This is a genomic window from Microcoleus sp. LAD1_D5 (genome assembly GCF_036702115.1).
Lineage (GTDB): Bacteria > Cyanobacteriota > Cyanobacteriia > Cyanobacteriales > Microcoleaceae > Microcoleus.
On the sequence record NZ_JAUBSA010000074.1, the window covers coordinates 1 to 19886 of the forward strand.

18 protein-coding genes are annotated in these 19886 nt (G+C 44.2%); 9 read left to right on the top strand and 9 right to left on the bottom strand.

The genetic code is table 11. From position 1 onward, the window contains the following. Positions 1-170: 170 nt before the first annotated feature. Complete coding sequence (locus tag QUA70_RS23400; RefSeq protein WP_333350268.1) at positions 171-518, bottom strand: rhodanese-like domain-containing protein; 348 nt, start codon at positions 516-518, stop codon at positions 171-173. A gap of 73 nt (positions 519-591) precedes the next feature. Beyond that, entirely contained in the window at positions 592-1095 is a 504-nt protein-coding gene (locus QUA70_RS23405) for a hypothetical protein (protein WP_333350266.1), read from the bottom strand. Between QUA70_RS23405 and QUA70_RS23410 the strand changes: the two genes are divergently transcribed. The 7 genes from QUA70_RS23410 to QUA70_RS23440 all read left to right on the top strand — a co-directional run bounded on the left by QUA70_RS23410 (position 1070) and on the right by QUA70_RS23440 (position 8298). Further along, positions 1070-1345 (top strand): hypothetical protein, encoded by a 276-nt coding sequence (locus tag QUA70_RS23410; RefSeq protein WP_333350264.1) that lies wholly within the window; start codon positions 1070-1072, stop codon positions 1343-1345. The two genes, QUA70_RS23405 and QUA70_RS23410, sit on opposite strands and share 26 nt — an antisense overlap. 71 nt (positions 1346-1416) lie before the next feature. Further along, positions 1417-2025, top strand: coding sequence for a 30S ribosomal protein S4 (gene rpsD / locus QUA70_RS23415; protein WP_172190738.1), 609 nt, complete (start codon positions 1417-1419; stop codon positions 2023-2025). Between the two features lie 255 nt (positions 2026-2280). Next, positions 2281-3396, top strand: coding sequence for a hypothetical protein (locus QUA70_RS23420; protein WP_333324333.1), 1116 nt, complete (start codon positions 2281-2283; stop codon positions 3394-3396). A gap of 108 nt (positions 3397-3504) precedes the next feature. Continuing rightward, positions 3505-4161 (top strand): COP23 domain-containing protein, encoded by a 657-nt coding sequence (locus tag QUA70_RS23425; RefSeq protein ID WP_333324335.1) that lies wholly within the window; start codon positions 3505-3507, stop codon positions 4159-4161. Between the two features lie 171 nt (positions 4162-4332). Further along, complete coding sequence (locus QUA70_RS23430) at positions 4333-5136, top strand: serine protease (RefSeq protein WP_333350260.1); 804 nt, start codon at positions 4333-4335, stop codon at positions 5134-5136. An 86-nt stretch (positions 5137-5222) separates the two neighbouring features. Continuing rightward, the gene (locus QUA70_RS23435) at positions 5223-6158 is read left to right on the top strand and encodes a serine protease (protein WP_333324339.1); all 936 of its coding nucleotides are present in this window, start codon (positions 5223-5225) and stop codon (positions 6156-6158) included. 121 nt (positions 6159-6279) lie between these two features. After that, positions 6280-8298, top strand: a complete 2019-nt coding sequence (locus QUA70_RS23440) for an SdrD B-like domain-containing protein (RefSeq protein ID WP_333350258.1) — start codon at positions 6280-6282, stop codon at positions 8296-8298. 74 nt (positions 8299-8372) lie between these two features. On the opposite strand, the gene QUA70_RS23445 is transcribed toward QUA70_RS23440, so the two are convergent. Together QUA70_RS23445 and QUA70_RS23450 are read right to left on the bottom strand one after the other, a co-directional pair. Continuing rightward, positions 8373-8798 carry a hypothetical protein gene (locus QUA70_RS23445; protein ID WP_333324343.1) on the bottom strand — a complete coding sequence of 142 codons (426 nt, stop codon included), beginning with the start codon at positions 8796-8798 and terminating at the stop codon, positions 8373-8375. Positions 8799-8841: 43 nt separating this feature from the next. Continuing rightward, complete coding sequence (locus tag QUA70_RS23450; protein ID WP_333410697.1) at positions 8842-10845, bottom strand: iron uptake porin; 2004 nt, start codon at positions 10843-10845, stop codon at positions 8842-8844. Positions 10846-10887: 42 nt separating this feature from the next. On the opposite strand from QUA70_RS23450, the gene QUA70_RS23455 reads away from it, so the two are divergent. Further along, positions 10888-11142, top strand: coding sequence for a hypothetical protein (locus tag QUA70_RS23455; protein WP_333324347.1), 255 nt, complete (start codon positions 10888-10890; stop codon positions 11140-11142). 444 nt (positions 11143-11586) lie between these two features. Here the strand turns inward: QUA70_RS23455 and QUA70_RS23460 are convergent, their stop codons facing one another. The 5 genes from QUA70_RS23460 to QUA70_RS23480 all read right to left on the bottom strand — a co-directional run bounded on the left by QUA70_RS23460 (position 11587) and on the right by QUA70_RS23480 (position 18542). Continuing rightward, on the bottom strand, positions 11587-12789 hold the full coding sequence (locus QUA70_RS23460; RefSeq protein ID WP_333324349.1) for a catalase: 1203 nt from the start codon (positions 12787-12789) through the stop codon (positions 11587-11589). A gap of 199 nt (positions 12790-12988) precedes the next feature. Next, the gene (locus tag QUA70_RS23465) at positions 12989-14635 is read right to left on the bottom strand and encodes a peroxidase family protein (RefSeq protein WP_333350255.1); all 1647 of its coding nucleotides are present in this window, start codon (positions 14633-14635) and stop codon (positions 12989-12991) included. A 75-nt stretch (positions 14636-14710) separates the two neighbouring features. Further along, a complete protein-coding gene (locus tag QUA70_RS23470; RefSeq protein ID WP_333350253.1) occupies positions 14711-15754 on the bottom strand; it encodes a DUF2235 domain-containing protein in 1044 nt (347 codons plus the stop codon). A 630-nt stretch (positions 15755-16384) separates the two neighbouring features. Next, entirely contained in the window at positions 16385-17818 is a 1434-nt protein-coding gene (locus tag QUA70_RS23475; protein ID WP_333350251.1) for an MFS transporter, read from the bottom strand. A 586-nt stretch (positions 17819-18404) separates the two neighbouring features. Further along, the gene (locus QUA70_RS23480) at positions 18405-18542 is read right to left on the bottom strand and encodes a hypothetical protein (RefSeq protein WP_333350249.1); all 138 of its coding nucleotides are present in this window, start codon (positions 18540-18542) and stop codon (positions 18405-18407) included. On the opposite strand from QUA70_RS23480, the gene cbiD reads away from it, so the two are divergent. Then, positions 18536-19657, top strand: a complete 1122-nt coding sequence (cbiD, locus tag QUA70_RS23485) for a cobalt-precorrin-5B (C(1))-methyltransferase CbiD (protein WP_333350247.1) — start codon at positions 18536-18538, stop codon at positions 19655-19657. The two genes, QUA70_RS23480 and cbiD, sit on opposite strands and share 7 nt — an antisense overlap. The last annotated feature ends 229 nt before the right edge of the window (positions 19658-19886 follow it).

Below are 19886 nucleotides of genomic sequence, written 5' to 3' on the forward strand. Positions count from 1 at the left end.
TACACGTTGTCAACGCCGAACGCGAGTCAAAGTCTTTTGAGGTAAGGGTTTTAGGCTTATTCAGCAAGCCCTAATTAGCTAATTCTGGGGGAATATAATTCGTTTCTACACATACAAAGTCCGCCCGCGCGGACTCTGAAGAAAACCATAGTTAAGAAGTGGATTTGATGTTAATAGCGGGGGACGGTTCGATCGACTACCATTGAGTAAGCATCGATGCCGCCAACGATATTTTTAACGTTGGTAAATCCTCGCTGGGCTAGCCAGTGGCACATTTGAGCTGATCGCACTCCGTGATGGCACAGAACTAAGGTTTCTTTGTCGCGATCGAGTCTAGCGTCAATTTCACCAGACCATTCGGCAAACTCGCTCAGCGGAAAAGCTACAAATCCCGGCAGTGCCGCGAGTTCAATTTCGTTAGGTTCCCGCACGTCTACAAGCTGCAATTTCTCAGCATTGGTTTCTGCTAATTGGCGACCTAATTCTTCGACTGTAATTTGAGCAAAAATTTCTGACATTGCATTAGGGAAAAGTAGTCATAGTCATGAATTAGTCAACAGTCAACTGTTAACAGTCAACTGTTAACAATAATTAATTGAGGGGCGCAGGCGGTGGAATTAGCTCCACAGGAGGGGTAGGTGCAGGGCGCCCGTCCAACTGGCTCACGCTGTCCCTGGGGTCAAGACAAGTGGCGATTAACCGGTCAGTGGGAAAGTCGAGCCTGCCGCTCAAACCGACTACGCATTCAGCAAACTGTTGTGGCAATAAACTGCGGCGGCATCCATCGAGCACTACCAGGGGATCTGCCGGTTGAGTTCGACTTTTGCCGTTAATATTCACTACGCAAGTAGCCAATTCGTTGGGACGCCTCACCTGCCGACAGCTAGAGAGCGCTTCGACACCAGAAATCTTGGTTTTGCGATTGATTTGGAGGGCGCATTTAGATATGTCGCGGGGGCGGAGGGCGTCAGCACAAGCGGCGGCGGCTGCCTCTGCCCCCACTCCGGCTTCGATTAGTTCCAGGGCGCAGACGCGATAGGGATTCCTATTGCGAGGGATTCTAATAGTGATGGCTGATGCTGGCGAGATTGGCACTGCTGTTGCCAACAAACCTAGTGCTGCTAGCTGCGTGCCGAGAGCCAATATCCAGCGCCCGGTAGGGCTTGAGACTGTTGATGCTGGCTTTGGGGAAGAAGTGTGGGAAAAATTGCGGTTGTGCATGGCAGATCGAGTAGTGAGTTTTTTGGCTGATTGGGGCGATCGATCGATCGGCTTTTCCTTCAGAATTTACCTCACATTATGGCTCGCGCTGCGGTCGATCGTTTTTTTATCGATCTTTATTTGAATTTTGACCGTTACCAACATATAATATAGAGTCTGCATAAAATTGCATACAGATATTAGAGAGGAAAATAAATGTCTCGATATCGAGGCCCCCGATTGAGAATCGTCCGTCGCCTGAAAGAGTTGCCGGGTCTAACCCGCAAAACCCCCAGACGAGATTATCCGCCTGGACAGCACGGTCAAAACCGCAAAAAGCTCTCTGAGTATGCGGTTCGCTTGCAAGAAAAGCAAAAACTCCGTTTCAATTACGGTGTGACGGAACGTCAACTGCTCCGTTACGTCCGCAAAGCCCGCCGTGTCACGGGCTCCACAGGTCAAGTGTTACTGCAATTTTTGGAAATGCGCTTGGACAATACTGTGTTTCGGATGGGAATGGCTCCAACCATTCCGTCCGCTAGACAATTGGTAAATCACGGTCACATAACTGTCAATGACCGTGAAGTCAATATCGCCAGCTATCAGTGCAAGCCTGGTGATGTGGTTGCTGTGAAAAATAGAGAGCGCTCGCGCACAATGGTAGAAGCTAATCTCAAAGACCCAGGCTTGGCTCACTTGCCGAATCACTTGGAATTTGATAAGCAAAAACTGGTTGGCAAAGTTAACGGCGTTATCGAACGCGAGTGGATTGCTCTACAGATTAACGAATTGCTAGTGGTGGAATACTACTCACGGCAAGCTTAATTTATTAGTCATCAGTCGTTGGTCATTAGTCATCAGTTGGTTGCTAGCAGAATAATTAATAATTGGGTACGAACCCAGTTATTGATTAATTGCTACTGAATAATGAGGACTAAGGACTGAGGACTAAGAATTCATAATTTTTAACACTCCCACCCCTAAAAAGGGATGGGATTTTTTGAAGGTTTCGCTTCAAATACCCCTAAGCTTTTCTGCTATTTGCTTGAATTTTTTAAGGGTACTTAAACAATAAACCTATTGCAAAAGTCTGGACGCGATAATTTTTACGAAAATGCCAACTGTACCGTTCAGGGGGCAACAAGCGCCTCCAAAGCAAAAGCATTACAATACAGTGAAGTTAAACTTCTGAGTTGGACTCTCAACAGGTTAATTTTTTTAAACTTTTGTAACAATTGCCAATATAGTCCTACAGCAGTTGGGTATCTAATCTATAGTCGGGATGTGGAGGTTATAAGGACAATGAAATACATTAAGTTTCAAAGAATTGCTCTAACCGCGGCTCTGATCGGTGCGACCACAGCCGGTTTTAACAGCACAGTTATGGCACAGCAGGCGTTAGAGTCCACCAAGACTATTCCTGGGAGAATTGATGATTCATCACCTCCTGTTTTTATTTCTGGTAAATCTCATCCTGGAATAGAGTACACCTTTCAAGCTGTAGCAGGTGATAATATTCAAATCACAGCTGTGAGCGAGCAAGGCTCTGCAATTGATATTGTTTTAATGGTGTATCCGCCCAATCAGGCACCTATAGGTCCTATTAATCTAGACTTAAATGGAGGTACAAAGGAAGTTTTTTCGGAAAACTCTATTGATACTGGAGGGAAGTGGAAAGTTCGTGTAGTTTCTAATAACTATCTAGCTGGAAACTACAGCATCACGCTTCTTGTTAAACGCAATGGTGGTGTGGTGGAACCTACAGAACCGGTGCCTTATGCGGATCAGGTGATGAAAAAACTCAGCTTCATCTCAACAGCTTGCAGTTCTCCTGATGTCGTTGCAGTAATTGACATTGGAGGTGAAACAAGATGTACAACCAGTTGGAAAGCTGGAGAGTGGGTTTACAATGCAGAAAAAAATCGGCTAATCCCTAAAGAACCTGCCGATCCCTATATTGCAACGATCAATAGTTGGGGAGCAACTCGTGTCGATTGTAATGCAGGGACTGCTGTGGTTAGGATTGCTTTTGAAACGGACAAAGTTTACTGTATTGTACCGAGATCAGGAGTACCGGCTGGGAACTACACCTACGATCGCACAACGGGAGAGATTTTCCCCCTGAATGCTGATCCCACAACCCGTACCACTCCTGGGTCAGTCAATACACCGCCTGACGACGGACCACTATACTGAGTTGTTGTTACAAGCCGTAACAAGTTGCGGATTAATTGATAGTAACAACTCGATGACCTGGGTGCTTTTATTCTATGCTTTCGCTTATTTTATTAGGAAAAAAACATCATGAAATCTCAATCGCTCGCTTCCCTTTCATGTTTAGCAATGGCTGTCGCAGGTATGGTGACGTTAACCAGTGAAGCCCAAGCTCAACGAATTAGTCCTACTCCTGGTGGCGGCGGCAGCATCCCAGTAGGGCCTACTCGTCCAATCTCACCTCCAGTTCGACCCCCAGCAATGACAACTGTTCGTTGTGCAGGTAGAGTAACAGTCGCTGAAAAGAATGGCAGACAATCACCCGTTATTACATGGACTACAAATTACTTTGGAGATACATATTCTCCTGAAACCCGCTGCCAAATGGTTTCCCCTAAATTGCACAATGCAGTCATGGCGAATGGAGGAAGTTTTGCAGGAGTACGTTTTCATACTGGAGTTGTCAACGAGGAGCTGGTGGTTTGTGTTCTAGGGAGCGGTCAATCTGGGTGCAACTCCGGCAATGTGTTGTTTACCCTCAAGCCAGAAAATCGACCTCGCGTTGGACAAATTCTGCAAGAGTTAACGAATTTTTCACTATCAGGATCGAGTAATATTACGGAAAAGAGTGGTGAGGGAATACAAGTGGATATGAGTGATTTAGAGCAGGAATTAGGAACTTCCGACCCGTCCTCTGCACCTGATGAGTCTCCATCTCAACCTGCTCCCAACGAGCCGGTCTTCTAATCTCTTATCGTAATCAATCCCCAAAAATTAACCAGAAAGAATCTTTTGTAGGGGCTGTCCTGTAGAGGCATCCCCTACTCTTTTAAACTTGATATTGATTGCCTCACAATGGAGCTATTATCTACCTTAATTGGGTTACACTTATTCGCTATTAGTCCTGTATTACGGGAATTGTCAAGGGGTTGGGGGATTCCATTTCCAACTCATCCCCAGAGTTCAATCCTTAATACCGCAACCGTTCTACCCTCCCAAACACTAACTTCCCGTTTACCCGCAGTCGGGGTAGCAGTTCCTGAAATTGCTAGACAAGCTACCGTTAGAATCCTAACAGAACCCGGTTTAGGATCGGGTGTAATTATCGATCGCCAAGGACAAACCTATACAGTATTGACTTGCTATCATGTTGTGGAGAATAGCTATTACAACAAATACACGGTTCTTACCTCAGACGGTCAATCCTATCACGCTGAATGGCGGCGGTCTGTTCAGTTCGCAAACTTAGATTTAGCCTTAGTTCAGTTTACCAGTAACCAATCTTATCGAGTCGCTACCATAGATTTACAACCCCTTGCACTCGGAGAATTAGTTTATGCCTCTGGATTTCCGAATTGGTATTGGCCTAACCAAAATTCACCTTTAAGTACAAAGGATTGGGGAAATAAAGCGTACCGTTTAACGGTGGGAAAGGTGGGAATGTTATTGAAGCGAACGCTTCCCCAAGGATACCAACTCGGTTACACCAATGAAATTGAAAATGGCATGAGTGGAGGGCCAGTTTTCAATCAATATGGTCGCTTAATTGGCATTAATGGCCGCCTTAAGTATCCGTTTCAAGGAATTGATGCGTTTAAATTTGAGGATGGAACAGTTCCTTCAGAAGAGCTATTTCAACAAATGGAAGCCTTAAGTTGGGCGATTCCCATTTCGCGGTTTCAGAAACCAAAAACTCCTCCGGCTTCAGAAACATTATTTTAGAAATCTGAGTAAGAGTTTTTATACAATTAGAATTGATGATATTAATAATTATGATTATATCCCGTCGAGGGTCTAGCATTTTATCGATGTTTTTAGCGTTAATTACAGCGCTAGGCTTAATTCTATTAAGTTCACCTTCTCAAGCAATTATGCCCGATGATATCGATGCGATGTCTTCCCAAACCACAGTTTTAATTGGGAGATCTCTGAAAAACGGTGATGGAGGGCGAGAAACATTTGATCCCGGTTCTGGTGTGATTGTTGCCCGCAGTGGTAATATTTATTATGCAGTCACCAATACCCACGTTGTTCAACAACCTAACAGTGAAGGTACTTGGGGAGTTGTGACCTGGGATGAAGAATTACATCTAGTTCGCGATGTTGGGGATAATATCATTCGATTTGGGAACTATCAGTCTGACGATTTACCCATCGGAGGATTTGACCTCGCCTTAGTCAAATTCACCAGTAATAAGGATTATCCAATTGCTGTTATGAGTAATAATTCTGAACAGATTCAAGTTAATGAGCCAGTTTATCTATCCGGTTGGCCTAGATCAGAAGATGGGAGCCCTCGTATTGTGCGTGTTTTTAGTTCAGGTAAGTTAGTTAAAGTTGATGATACTCCCTTTTCAAATGGGGGGTATAACATTATGTATGATAACTGGACTAAAGGGGGGATGAGTGGCAGTTCAGTTTTTAATCAAAAGGGAGAAGTAATCGGGATTCATGCTGCTGGCAGAAAAAACGGCAATATTTACTGCATCGATCCGGAGTTAAATCTTAATAGTAGTTGTGGAATTCAAGCGGTTTATTTGATTAGTCAAATTGAATCTAAGCAGATTAGACTAACTTTTAATCCGCCACCTGTCAATCCTTCGGTAATTTCTAGAGGACGGGCAACTAAAGCTGAGGCAGATGTCATTGAGGATGTGTATAAAATATTTAATCGTGTAGAATCACAACTCAGAGATTGTCCAACCGGAGTCCTTATTGATGAATCTGGATGTGAAAGTTGGTAGTGGTAAAAAAGTAGCGATTTTGGCCTTCTCAATTATTTTCTCTAAATCATTGAATCTTACTCAAAAAAAGATTCAATGACAAGCCCTTGAATTCTAAGAACTCTCTACCAATCTCAAAAAAATGAAAAACTTAACCTTACTTCCCAGCACTAACCTCATTTCAGCTTTAGATAGTAATAACAACAGCACACTTGAGACAGGAGAATTAGCAATTTTAACGAATAACCTGAAGTTTGCTCAACAAATTAATATTCCTGGCCCAGAACCTTTACCTACTTTTACTGGCCGTATTCAAGGAACAAAATTCACCAACGATCTCAATCGTAACGGAATTTTTGAGGCGGGAGAGGATCAACCTCAGCCGGGTGTTACCATATTTTTAGATCTGAATAACAATGGTCAACTCGATAGCGGAGAATTACAAACTCAAACAAATAGTTTAGGTGGTTATTCCTTCTCAAATTTACCCCCCGCCACCTATACTGTTCAAGAAATTGTTCCCCCAGGTTTCACTCGTGTTACTCGAGTTCAAGGTGTTACTGTCGTTGCTAATCAGACCACTAACTTTGACATTGTTAATCGTCTGGATTTTGCACTGCCATCACCAATTTTCACTGGCCGTATTAGTGGAACAAAATTTAACGATCTCAATCTTAACGGAAGGCTTGACGCGGGATCAGATCAACCTCAGTCAGGTGTCACCCTATTTTTAGATCAGAATAACAACGGTCAACTCGATAGCGAAGAATTACAAACTCAAACAGATAGTTTAGGTGGTTATTCCTTCTCAAATTTACCCCCCGCCACCTATACTGTTCAAGAAATAGTTCCCGCAGGGTTCACTCGTGTTACTCCAGTTCAAGCTGTTGCTGTTGCTAATCAGACCACTAACTTTGACATTCTTAATATTGCACAAACCCCACCAACTGTCACTGGTAGTATTAGTGGCAGGAAATTTAATGATATCAATGCTAACGGAATTTTTGACGTAGAAGAACCAGGAATTCCAGGGTTTACTATTTACATCGATATCAACAGAAACAACATCCTTGATAGCCGTGAACCCTCAACACTAACAGATGTCAGAGGTTTCTATCAGTTCAATGACCTACCACCCAATACTTACATACTTCGGGAAGTCCAACAACCCGGTTTTGTAGCCACTCAGGTTCCTAATCCAGTTACAATTCCTCGTCAACCCGATTTTGTAGCCTCTCAGCTTCCTAATCCAGTTACAATTCCTGTTGTTAGGGGTTTCAATGCAGAAAATATTAATTTTGGAAATGCTCGAACAACGCCGCCCATTGGCATTCCTGGGATTTTGCAGTTTAGTAACCCCAGCTATTCAGTGAATGAAGATGGCACAACCAGTCTGGAAGTGATGGTGACTCGAACTGGAGGTAGTTTGGGAACAGTGGATGTAACTGTATTAGCGAGTGACGGCACTGCAAATGCAGGAACAGATTATAATGCTACACCGATTACTGTTTCGTTTATCGATGGGGATACCACACCCAAGCCCATCCGAATTCCCATCATTAATGATTCTCTATTGGAACCCAATGAAACTATTAATCTTTCCTTAGTTAATCCCACAAACGGAGCAACTTTAGGTGTACAGACTGCTGCAAGTTTAATAATTAATAGTAGCGATACTGGTGTCTCCTTACCTTTAGATAATTTGGGTAATTTACAAACTGTTGCTAGAGATCCTTTAATTCGAGAATCTGGTTTTGACTTGTCTGCAAATGCTTTGGCAATTGTCAGTGCACAGCAAGGAGGAAGCGGTAATTTTATCGATCCTTTGATTAACCCCGGACAGGTTGCTCGTGGGATTACCTACGATGAAGGACAATCCATTATCATCAATGTAGGCAATGGATTCGGTCAAAAATTCAGCTTCCGTTATGCTTCTCCATTTGCCGAGCATCAAGTGACGATTTATGATGGAGTGAATGGAACAGGAAATGTTTTAGCCTCAGTACAATTGCCTCGAACAACTGACTCTAATTTAACGCCCGGTGCTTATATTTTAGAAAGCAATCCTTCATCAAATCTGTTGTTTCAAGGGACTGGCAAATCAGTAATTCTAGGAAACCAACCTAATAAACTCGTGATCGGCGATATTACTTTTGGCTAAAGTCATTCTATTGTTTATCCTTGGGAAACTCACTTGGGGAACGCTCTGTTCCCCTTGAGTGTATGCGTAACCCCTTAATTACGTCCTCTTTGAGAGGGAATAATAACATTTGTTCGGTCAAAAGTGGGAGATAAATTTAGTTGTCCAGGACGCAACTGACCTGCATTTTGTCCGTTAAACCCTACTTTTTGTAAAGAATCTACTGTTGTAGCCACTCCACCTGTCCCACTCAGGGGATCGGCAGTTCCCCCTAAAGCATCATTTAAAAATGTCTCCCTGAATCCCCTTCTTCTTCTTGCTTCTGGATCTTGTGTTTCTTCAAAAAAAGTGGGTCGGGTACGTCGAGATTGAGCAATAGTTTGAGTTTCTGAACTGGAGTGAGACGAGTTTAAACTTTCTGCTTGGCTATGTGAAGGAAAAAATCCTATTCCTCCTAGACTCAGAATCACAATAGCCAGGAAGGGATTCAGAACTTTTGAGTTGGGTAAATACTGATTCACGATTTTAATCTCCAAAACTTGTGTTCAATTGAGGACAAACTGCTTAGAACAGAAATGTTGTTCTGAGGACACCCATAAAAATTGTGTTATTATCAGCATTATGTTCAGGAGCAGTAATAACAAAGAAACCCGGAGTAACAAAAATGTTATCCGATACACCCCAGCGATAAAATGTCTCAAAGTGTAGAGACGTATTTCGATCGGTTCCGTTGGGTAAATCCCGACCTGCAACTAATTTAGGGGGTTGACCAATGATGAAAGCCAATAAGTCTCCCTCACGACCAAAGGGATCGGAAATCCCCACAGAAGCCGCGTAAGTTGTTGTATTAGCATAGGCATTGCTATTAAGGAAGTTCCCCATTGTAATACCTCCCCATGCCCCCAAGGTAACTTGACGATTAATCCGCCATTGAAACGATGCACCTAGAGCATTAACCTGTATGGGTTTCTCCAAACCGCCAGAAGTATCGGCATTTAAGCTACCTGTAAAGGTATCGAGGCTGCCATTGGCAGAGTAGGCGTTAATGTAAGTTAGACCTGCTAAAGTATTGCCAGAGGGTTTAATTAAAAACTGAACTCCCAATGTACTGTGATCGGAGCCACTGATACCTTGATTAGGATCGCTGCTGTTTCTTGTTCCATAGGCAACTTGCAATCGCAGCCAATCTGTTACTAACCAATCGGCACCTGCTCCTGCATCTAAGCTACCAATTTTAAAGAGAGGACTGGCTTCACCAAATCGAGAAATAGCTCCCCGTCCCGTATCAAAGTAGGGAGAATTCGCGGTAAGTACGTTGCTAAGACTGAAGCCGACAGGTCTAGCCGTAAAGACTACGCGATTGTTAAATGCAGGAAATCTGTATTCTAATAGGTCTAACGCGATTCGGTTATTGGTATCAGTCTGAGAAGATAGCAGGGCCATGTCACCAAATCCTGGTTTCTCAACTGTTCCGGCATAGCCTCGATTGGCCGAGTTTCCACTAACTAAGCCAATTCTTAAGCGATCTAAACCACTAAAAGATGAGACGGTTCCCACACGCACCAAATTATTAAAAACGGGTTGGTTATTACTTTGGTCTCCAGGGGGGTCGCCTCCTGTTGCTGTGGCTAACGCAAAAATGGCTTCTCCTCCCAAAACTGTAGTTGTGGAGAATCGGTTAGCTTCGAGTTCAGCAGTACGAGCTTCTAAAGTATCAACCCGACCTCGTAAGGTAGCTAATTCTGCGGCAAACTCTTCTTGCAGTCGCTGTAAAACGGCTAAGTCTTCCTGGGTTATTTTATCGACTGCAGATGCAGCAATTAATTCATTGACTCGTTGCAAGCAAGCATTCAAACCCGCAGCAAACTCGTAACGAGTCATGGCTCGATTCCCTTTATAAGTGCCATCGGGATATCCGCTAATACAACTGTAGCGTTCAACTAAAGATTGTAAGGCTTGAAACGCCCAATCGGTAGGCTGTACGTCGGACAGTTGGGAAACAGATGTGACCTGACCTTGAACTTTTACAAAGTCATCTTTAACCTGCTGAGGCTGTACGTCGGACACTTCGGAAACAGATGTGACCTGACTTTGAACTTTTACAAAGTCATCTTTAACCTGCTGAGGCTGTACGTCGGACGCTTGAGAAACAGATGTGACCTGACCTTGAACTTTTACAAAGTCATCTTTAACCTGCTGAGGCTGTACGTCGGACACTTCGGAAACAGATGTCTCCTGACCTTGAACTTTTACAAAGTCATCTTTAACCTGCTGAGGCTGTACGTCGGACACTTCGGAAACAGATGTCTCCTGACCTTGAACTTTTACAAAGTCATCTTTAACCTGCTGAGGCTGTACGTCGGACGCTTGAGAAACAGATGTCTCCTGACCTTGAACTTTTACAAAGTCATCTTTAACTTCCTCTTTGAGAGTCGGGGCAATGTTTTGAGGTGCGGTTGGGGCGGTGGCACTTGATGGTAATGAGTCTAGAGACTGGGCAAATGTAGTATCCTGAAACGTGAGTACAAGTAATATTGGGAAAATGGACAAAAAATACTGTATTCGCATAAACTCCTTTTCATAAGATATTTTTGTAACAATATAATATAATTGATTCAGGATTTACGCAACTGGCACATGGTGATGAGTGCGCTCGCCCCAACTGACTCAGGATTGCGATCCTCTTCGAGGGCTGCGCTAACGACGGATTTGGACTATCCTAGACGGACGTTGGCGATCGGCAATAAACCTGGTTTAATCGAATTCCCGATCGCACATATGGGATTTTTGAGAAGGTGCGATCGGCCAACTAATTTTGCGTTTTGTGGATGGAAGAGTCGCGAGTTCAACTTGTTGATATACTAGGGTGTTTTGCTTTTAGGAAATAGTATAAGTAAATTCACTTAATTACACTTAAGATCGGAATGGCTAAAAAGCTTGCTGTACAAGCATTATTCCTTCTACTTAGCACCCTCAAACCGTTCTAGCAATTGAATCTGTTGACCAGGGATTCCCTCAAAGTAATTAAAGCAAGACCAGTTAGTAAGGGAATTAGTTTGGTGTTCTTTTTGCAAGACATCTAATGTCCGGCGCTACCCTGGCGGTTGCTATAACTTAGACAGGATAAGCATTTGGCGTTGCTGATTCACGGTATGAATTAACTTTTCTCGGAAATTACAAAACTCACCCGACTTGGCTTATCGCAATTGGGAAATCTGAATTCCTACCTGTATTCAGCAACGCCAGCATTTTACCTCAAACCACACCCCTGAAAGAAACCACGCCCTGTCCCCGACAAAAATTATTCCCTTAAAATGTTTCTTCTCCTGTGGGTTCTTGGTGGACAATACCTCGCTTTTGAAGGCGATAATTCGCTACAACCGGGTAAACAACACCGCGTATCCGATTGATCGCACCTACTGGACGATGAACTGCTAAGCCGTTCCAGGGAGAATATCTCAGGTTTTCGTTGAAATCAGATTGTTTTTCATAATCAATAATCTGATGCTTGACGGTGAGACGACCTACTCTCAAGAAGGGTGAATCCTTTTCCTTCCAGACATTGATGCCATCGTCGATCGGCATTTTTAGGCTGGTTTGGAACTGAATGCCAAAATCCCACCAGTATTGAGCATCAGGTTTCGCCAAGGCTTGAATTAGATCATCGCGGTAATAATTGTCTGGTTGTTTGGGAGCGAAACCCAAGGCTTTAGCGCGATCGACAAAAGGAATTTTAGGAATTCCCGGTCGAGATTGTTCTGGAATTATCCCGTGCGGTGGTTTGCATGAAACCGGAGTAAACCCATACTTAATTACAGCAGGATATTCGACAGGAACTTCACCAGGCTGGGAGGGATCGAAATCGGGATTGAGACCCAAAGCAGAGGGTGAACCGCTCCAATATTTGGCTGTTAGCAAACTCTTCGGAGTCCGGCTACCCGTAAGCGTCGAGACAGCTAAAAAGTGTCTGGGATGTCGCATTAGCCACTTTTTCAATGTCTCTGGTGATTCAACCAGAGCAGAAAAAAAGCCGTAGTAGTCTTTGATGGTTTGGCTCACAAATATCTCTGAATTGTGAACAATGATGTCCTGGGTTTGTGACTCGTGGCTTTGCGCCAGTCGTTCCCCTTCCACCCCCATCACTTTCACTGACATTGAGCGCGAATCTTTTTGGTAATCAGGGTATACTGTGGTAGCCCCGTTAGCAAATCGCAGCCAAACAGGATATTGTTTGGGTTTGGCTAGCAAACCTTGCTTAAGGGAAATCGCATTGAGTTGCGAAGAATTTAACGAGGCGCGTTTGCCCAATTCCCGTTTAATCTCTTCCTCATCAAAGTCAAAAATTTCCAGAGTTCCTTTAACGCACGCATGAGTTTTGGCGTGAGTATCTCGCAGGGCCCGCTCCTTATCCCCGTAAAGATTATCCATCCGAAGCTTGGCCTGCTCAACCAAAAGATCGTAGTATTTGCGTTCGTCCTGTTCGGGATATTCGGTAAATAACTTTTTGTTCATAACATAACCTTCGGTTAATCGCTAAAAAAGGTTCTACACAAACCGTTGCATCTGTTAAACAGTATAACTGCTGGTGCAATTGCTCCCGAATTGCCGTAGCCGAGCGCTTGCGAAAAGATCGCCTTTTTATTCCTCATTTTTGAGGGCGCAGGTGTCTTTGCGCCCCCAACTAATTTGAGTCTTAGTTGTCAGTTACAACTTAAAGCTCGAAGGAGACTTTGTACTTGGGATCGCTTGGAGGAACATTACGATTCACTAAATCAGAGACTGTTTTGGTATTTTGGATAATTTCCCAACCAACCTCAGAAAAAGTTTCCTTATTGAAGACTTTAGGCGATAACAAAGGATTAGTTAAAGCTTGGGAGAAAGCATCAATGCCAATTATCCGTGCTACTAAAGGCGGAATTGCTGAATTTTTCCGGACATCTTCAGCGTACAATCCGACAAATAATTCAATGTTATCAACATGACCGTACAACTCTTTTAATTTCTGTTGAGCGTATTCGTCACCCGTAATTTGATTGAAATCAGTCACCTTGGGATAACCACACATTTCGCGGTAATCGTTATAACTGGCTAACTGCGCCTGCCGTCCGAGTTTAACAGATGCTAGTTCGGTAGCATCAATAAATGTATAGGGTGTTCCTGCGATCTTAAAATCAGGTGTGTTAAACAAACCAATTCTAGTGCCTGGTTGGGAACAAGTTTCTTCCATCAATGCACCCAACCCTTTATCGATTAACATCTGATTATTCCAGAGGGAATCGTACATGGATTTTTCTTTGCCGTCATAGGTAAAGGTTTCCGGAACCGCACTATGCCAGCGATAGACAAAACTAAACTCAATCGCCATCCAATTTTCTCGATACCAACTTTCCTTGGTAAAAGCTTCTGGATCGGCAAAAAACCTAAAATTATAGGGCGTAATGTGGAAAATGTACTCTTCCATAATGATATTGAGAACAATCACCATGAGAATATTTCTCGCGGTTTGGAAGAGCCTCTCATCGTCCCAATCCGGATAGCTTTTGGACAAAACATCACAAATTCGATTATGCTCCCTGATACATAAAGTGTTGAGCATGACATAGCCAATTTGGACGTTTGCCCGTTCAACTCCCATTGCAAATAGCTTGCCTTTCTTTTCGGGGGGTTGTCTTTTCTCATCATTAAGGGGTGCATGAAGACCTTCAAATTGAGGATCGATAATACCCTGCTCAGGATCGGCATAATAAAAGAGTGGATACTCTTCTTCTACGCCATCTTTGCGCTTGAGTTTTTGGGTTTTAAATTTACCGTCTTTGAAAGCTCTGAGCATATTTGTTTGTTTGCGGGTCAACCCGTAAACATTACACATATCAATCTGATGATTGGAGGTATTTTTGAAGCGGTTTTGCTGATCGATCCGGAGAAAACTATCTGTAAACCACTGCACCCAATAGGGAAAGAGCAGAGTCGATTTTTCCGAATAAATGGTTTTTCCGTCTCTTTTTTGGAATAAGGTCTTTACTTTGTCCAGTGGTGGTAAATTCCCTTCTTTGTTAAATTCCGGATCGGGAGGTAAATGTCGCCCAGTATAAGTCTTGTCTATAAGTGAATCCCAAGAGATATAGGTATCAGTTTTCTTGGGAATATCTGTCCCTGGAATTTTGGGATCTAAGCCCATTAAGCTATAGGGAAGCGGGCGAGTCGGAAGTTTGTAAATGATGCTATTGAGAAAAAATTTGTTGAGTTTACGTTTCAGAGGCTCGTAACTTTGAACTAAATCCCAAATTGGTTTGAAATGAGTCAACGTATATGCTAAAGCTTTGTTGCTCAATCCATCTCTAGATGTATCTCTTGTCATGATTGCTTTTCCTTTCGATTGTTGTAGATTAGATCGTCTTCTTATCTTCGGTTCTGAGAGCTTGATAAAGTTTTATCATTTTTCTATGTTTTCAATTACTTTGGAGAGAATTTTTTGCAGATTCTTAGGCCGATAGTCTTGGCTTTTTTTCAATCGCTCGATCGTGCTTTCGTGAAGATCGTCAATGGTATCCCCCACCTCGCGCCACTTGATTCCTGCCAATTTGAAGAACCCAGGATTGCTTTGAAATGGAACCTTATAATCAGGCTTGATATCCTCAATGGCCTCTGGCTCGAATTCCAGCTTCAATTCCAAGTCACTGATTTGATCCAACATCCACTTCAAGACAGTATCTGATAACCCGCGGTATGCTGGCGTACCACCGCCGATGCAGCCATGCTCGCCTGGAAACCAAACTTGACGAAGCTTCTGCTTGGGGGCATCAGGATTTTTCTTCATCAGGGTAACATCAAAGATTTCGCGAATTTCGTCGATCGCCACGGCGTGCAACGCATTCTCAATATCCTTATTTAAAGTGGTGTCGTGGAATTTGTACCTTGTTTTGATCTGTCCCTCAAACTTCTTCAAGGCGTGTACAAGAGGAATACCAAGGGCTCCAACGGTGTCGAAACAACCAAGCAAGGTAATCGGGACGCGCTCGCCCCGATCTTTGCCGTTTTCTTTGCGGAACCTCTTTGCTTCCTCATCATTTGGTTTAATGCCTCGGTTACGGTAAAGCTCGTAAGCTTCTGATGCCTTGGTAACATAACGGCGGGATAGGAGACCGGAGCAATAGATCATCCCCGCTAGACTCCTGACTGTGTAAGCACCGCGACTGAACCCGAATAGATAGATTTCGTCACCCCGATCGTAGTTGAAAGAAAGAAAACGATAGGCATCTTGTATATTTTTATCGATTCCCAGCCCAGTGACTCCGCCCACAATCTTGTTACTGTCCACTCCAATTCCCTCGTCATAAAACACGATCTGCGGAACCCCGTCACTGGCTGTCCGTTTCACGGCCTGGGCAAGCTTAACCACATTAGTTGGGCACTGAGTATCTAGTTTGTTCCAAGTTCCATCACAGCAAACTATCAGACGTTTCCCTGGTTTTGTCATTTTTATATTCTCTCTTTGAATCTGAAATTTGATAGCGACCTGTCATTGGTAATCGGTTACAAGAGAATTGCCACTTCCCGTTTTTCTGTCGCGTCAGGCGAGCCCTCCTAATTTATTGCTCGAAATTGGTATCTGGCTGGGCAATCTTTAGTTATTTCGATTCTCAGGATATTAGTCCCAAAACACCACATAGTCGAGTTTGTTGTATTAAAATTTTAATTTTATTTATATTTCTTAACGTGAAAAATTCAGAGCGTGAAATCCTAGGTTTGGTTCTGGGAAAATACTCGATTCTCCTAAAACGTAAAAAATTCAGAGCGTGAAATAGTAGGTTTGGTTCCGGGAAAATGCTCGATTCTCCTAACAGGAGTAGTGATCCGACGCCCTAGCTAACAAACCTTTAAACACATTTACGCTCTGCCTTGTCAGCTTTTAAAACAGCTATATCTTATCAATTTTTCCGTTGGGTGCAAGATAATAGTGAGGTATTTGCCGCACACACCACATTTGGGCGATTTTGAGGTTAAGTTTTGTTTCAGTCACTCTCAGCTTTTCTATGATGTGCTTGAAGTTTTTAACAATCTGTGGGCCTTTCTGGTTTCTTGATCGGTAAATTGGTGCGAAAATTTCCTAGCCCCGGTTTATTTTGACACTTGCAAAAGTGGGGACGATCGACCGCAGCGACTGGCTACGAGGTTCTCGCACCAAAACCAAAGGCAGAAGGGCAATCAAGCGAACACCAGCCGAGAGGGCAAACACTGCTCCCAAACTCATGCCAGGAAGTTCGGCAAGAAAGCCGCCGGCGGTAGTTCCCAAAGCCCCAGCTACTCCCGAAACTGCTGCGGCGATCGCAAAATAAGTCGAAGGTTGCTCGATCGACGCTATCTCCATTTGAATATTGTTACTACACAGCGCGATCGCCCCTAAAGTCGTTCCCCCCAACAAGTGCAGCAGCGGCAGCCATACCCACACCGCAAACGGGTAATTGCCCGTACCCAACCACAGCAAAGGCGTTATCGCCACCACCAGCCCCACCGCAATTAGCAGGGGGCGATTTCCCCAGCGATCGGCTAACTTGCCCCAAAACATCAGCAGCAGTAGATTTGCCCCCGAACTCAAGCTGCTGTAAATCGTTACCAAACTCACATCCAAGCTTAATTCTTTCAGCAGGTAGATATTAAAAAAAGGCGCGCTGAGATTAACTGCAAATGTCCACACGCTAAAGTAAAGAATAAACATTAAGAAATTAGAATCTTTCAGCACAGAAGGCACAAAATCTGTTACTTGCTTTTCTTTTTTCTCTGTAAGTCGATGCCTCTCTGCATCTTTTTTATATAGCTGCGGATTCACATCAACCATGAAGAATTGACACGCCAAACTAATCATTCCAGCCAAAACACCCACCAATAAAACAATACCATAGCCGAAAATTGGATCGGCGCCCCAAGTTGAAACTCCCCATCCCATCAAGGGCACTCCCAGCAAAGTGATGAAGCTGACAGCACTGTTGCGAAAGCCAAAATAGCGTCCCCGCAAACGGTGAGGAACCACGGCTGCCATCCAACTGAACCAGTTAGAATTTGCAAAAGCTCCCAGCACGCTAGCTGCTACGACTGTTACCAGCGTCCATTGCAGCAGTTGGTGGGGGTCTGCGTACTGGGAGCCCCAAACAATTGCCACTGCGAACATCAGCCACAGCAGCCGCGACAAGCCGAATACAAATAGGTTGTACCAGTGGCGGCTGGTTGTACGGTCTGCGATGTAGGCTCCTAATGGTTGCAGGAGATTTACCACCATCGGAATAGCCGAGAATATACCTATTTCCACGCTGCTGGCGCCGAGTTGCAGCAAGAAGTTGCTCAGGAGCACGCCGGCGGTCGCCGACTCGAAGACAGTGGCAAAAACGCCGTCTAGAGTTGAGGCTTTCAGGGTCGAGCGAACCTCTTGTTTAGAAATTTTGAGATCGGTTTTTGGAGATTGAACGAGCTGAGATATTTTTTTGTCTAGTATTTCTGGAGTCTGAAGAGAGAGAGGTTCATTTAACTGTGCAACTGGTTCAAACATAGTCAATCGATTTTAGATTTTAGATTTTAGATTTTAGATTGGAGAATTGAAGTAACAGGGTTAGATAAAACCAGCCCCACCTTCAAGAGGTTAGCTCGAAAGTAGGACTGGCACGTCCGGGTAATTCATATCAATATAAATGACTTGCAATCGCTAGGACATCAACCGCTTGGGAGATATAAATTGGCTAATTGTAAAAAAGTAGGTTTTAGCGCTTAACAAGGAAGCGATCGCAGCATTTCGCCTGCCAAAAATTGCTCGAATTCCCTCTCAAACAAGTCGCCCCAAGGGCCCAAGCAAATTTCGCGCAAGATCCTCCATTCGGCTCTCAAACCTTTACGGCTAGCTAAATCTATAGAATGAAGTACGATCTACTTGCCGAGTATTGCTGAAGGACGATTTGTACCTAATTCCTGGAATCCGTTTGTTCAGTCCCAGCGCTGGCGCTCGAGATTCCGGGTTGTTTATGGAAATCCCCGCACGTGCCCGTAAGGCTTCGGAGTGGGTTTTTGGCGATCCTCTACGAGGGCTCCGCTAACGCACCTCAAAAAAAGTGTGGTTGCGATCGGCAACTGGTAACACAAAATTATTCTTTGACAAAAATTACGCTAAGTGTAATGATAGCAAATCCTAGAATTAAGCTTAAATGTTTGAGGGGTATCACTGCTGCGGCGTGATGTCGATCGCCCGCAAATTTACGGATTTCTGCATTTGATCGTGACAAAAACTCAACCTTTATCCGGGTATACACTGCCAGTATTTGCCTGTGCGGCCGCACTTGCAGCTTTGCGGTGCTTGCGTGAGGGTATTCACTCTCTAGATAGCGTATCAGTAAATTTACTGGAACCGCAAATAACGGCAGAAATTCCGATCGAACAGGCGTCTGTACTCAAAACTGGTACCGCTTTAGGAGTAACTCGCTCCGATCCGGGGGAAAATCTCGATCTGACTCGCAACACCCCCGTTTGGGCAATGGTGGAATTGGGGAATTGGGAAGAGGGGGAACAAATACAGATTGTTGGGGGCGAGGGAATTGGACATCATAAAGCAGGTGGAGGAGCGGCAATCTATGATTATGCGATGCGGCTGCTGCGATCGAATTTGAGCCGAGAACTCGCACCCTCCGCAAAAATTACTGTCACCCTGATTCTGCCGTCAGGGCGCCAACTGGCCGCCCGCACTTCTAACGAAGCTTTCGGCGTGGTAGAAGGACTTTCGCTGCTGGGTACAACTGGCATTTCTCAACCCCTGAGCGCCCCCGGACAGTTGGAAGTTTATCGCGAACAACTCCAACAAAAAGCCCAACTGTTTGACTGTTTGGTTTTCTGCATCGGCGAAAACGGCTTGGATTTAGCCCGACAACTGGGGATTAATCCTGATAGGCTCGTCAAAACCGCTAACTGGCTCGGCCCGCTGCTGGTAGAAGCAGGATATCAGGGCGTGCAGTCAATTTTGCTGTTTGGCTATCACGGGAAACTGATGAAATTGGCTGCGGGGATTTTTCACACTCACCACCACCTCGCTGACGGGCGCAGGGAAATTCTCACAGCTTACTGTGCTAAGGCCCGAATGCCCGCCGATGCGTGTTCCGCAATTTTTGCCGCAGCGACAGCCGAAGACGCTCTCGGGCAACTGCGGGCTTTGGACGCTCAAAGTGGCAGCAATTGGGTCGATCGAATTTACGGCGACATCGCCCAACAAATAGACTTGCGCTCATCGGATTGCATTTTTACTCACACCAACCGGAGAATCCCCGTGGGGTCGGTGATGTTCGGGCGCGATCGCAAAATTATTGTTAAAAGTGATATAGGAGATACATTTTTGACCCAAATTTGTTAATGTAGTGTGAATATCCCTGAATTCTGTTTAAAACATCGCTCAGGGATAATATTTAACAAGTAATAACTCTTTGTCCCTAGACCTTAATTATACTAGGTTGCTTGGGGACGCAGTTTTTGAAGCCAGAGTTCAATTAATTAGGGTAAGGATTGAAGTAAATCTATGCTTGCCCTCGACCCTATTAATCGACTACGAGCGCTGACTGCAATCTAGTATAAATAAGATTTAT

Bases quoted from the DNA above. Each gene is read 5' to 3' on its own strand.
- QUA70_RS23400 (WP_333350268.1), bottom strand. From the start codon at position 518: ATGTCAGAAATTTTTGCTCAAATTACAGTCGAAGAATTAGGTCGCCAA.
- QUA70_RS23410 (WP_333350264.1), top strand. From the start codon at position 1,070: ATGGCTGATGCTGGCGAGATTGGCACTGCTGTTGCCAACAAACCTAGT.
- rpsD (WP_172190738.1), top strand. From the start codon at position 1,417: ATGTCTCGATATCGAGGCCCCCGATTGAGAATCGTCCGTCGCCTGAAA.
- QUA70_RS23425 (WP_333324335.1), top strand. From the start codon at position 3,505: ATGAAATCTCAATCGCTCGCTTCCCTTTCATGTTTAGCAATGGCTGTC.
- QUA70_RS23435 (WP_333324339.1), top strand. From the start codon at position 5,223: ATGTTTTTAGCGTTAATTACAGCGCTAGGCTTAATTCTATTAAGTTCA.
- QUA70_RS23440 (WP_333350258.1), top strand. From the start codon at position 6,280: ATGAAAAACTTAACCTTACTTCCCAGCACTAACCTCATTTCAGCTTTA.
- QUA70_RS23450 (WP_333410697.1), bottom strand. From the start codon at position 10,845: ATGCGAATACAGTATTTTTTGTCCATTTTCCCAATATTACTTGTACTC.
- QUA70_RS23460 (WP_333324349.1), bottom strand. From the start codon at position 12,789: ATGAACAAAAAGTTATTTACCGAATATCCCGAACAGGACGAACGCAAA.
- QUA70_RS23465 (WP_333350255.1), bottom strand. From the start codon at position 14,635: ATGACAAGAGATACATCTAGAGATGGATTGAGCAACAAAGCTTTAGCA.
- QUA70_RS23470 (WP_333350253.1), bottom strand. From the start codon at position 15,754: ATGACAAAACCAGGGAAACGTCTGATAGTTTGCTGTGATGGAACTTGG.
- QUA70_RS23475 (WP_333350251.1), bottom strand. From the start codon at position 17,818: ATGTTTGAACCAGTTGCACAGTTAAATGAACCTCTCTCTCTTCAGACT.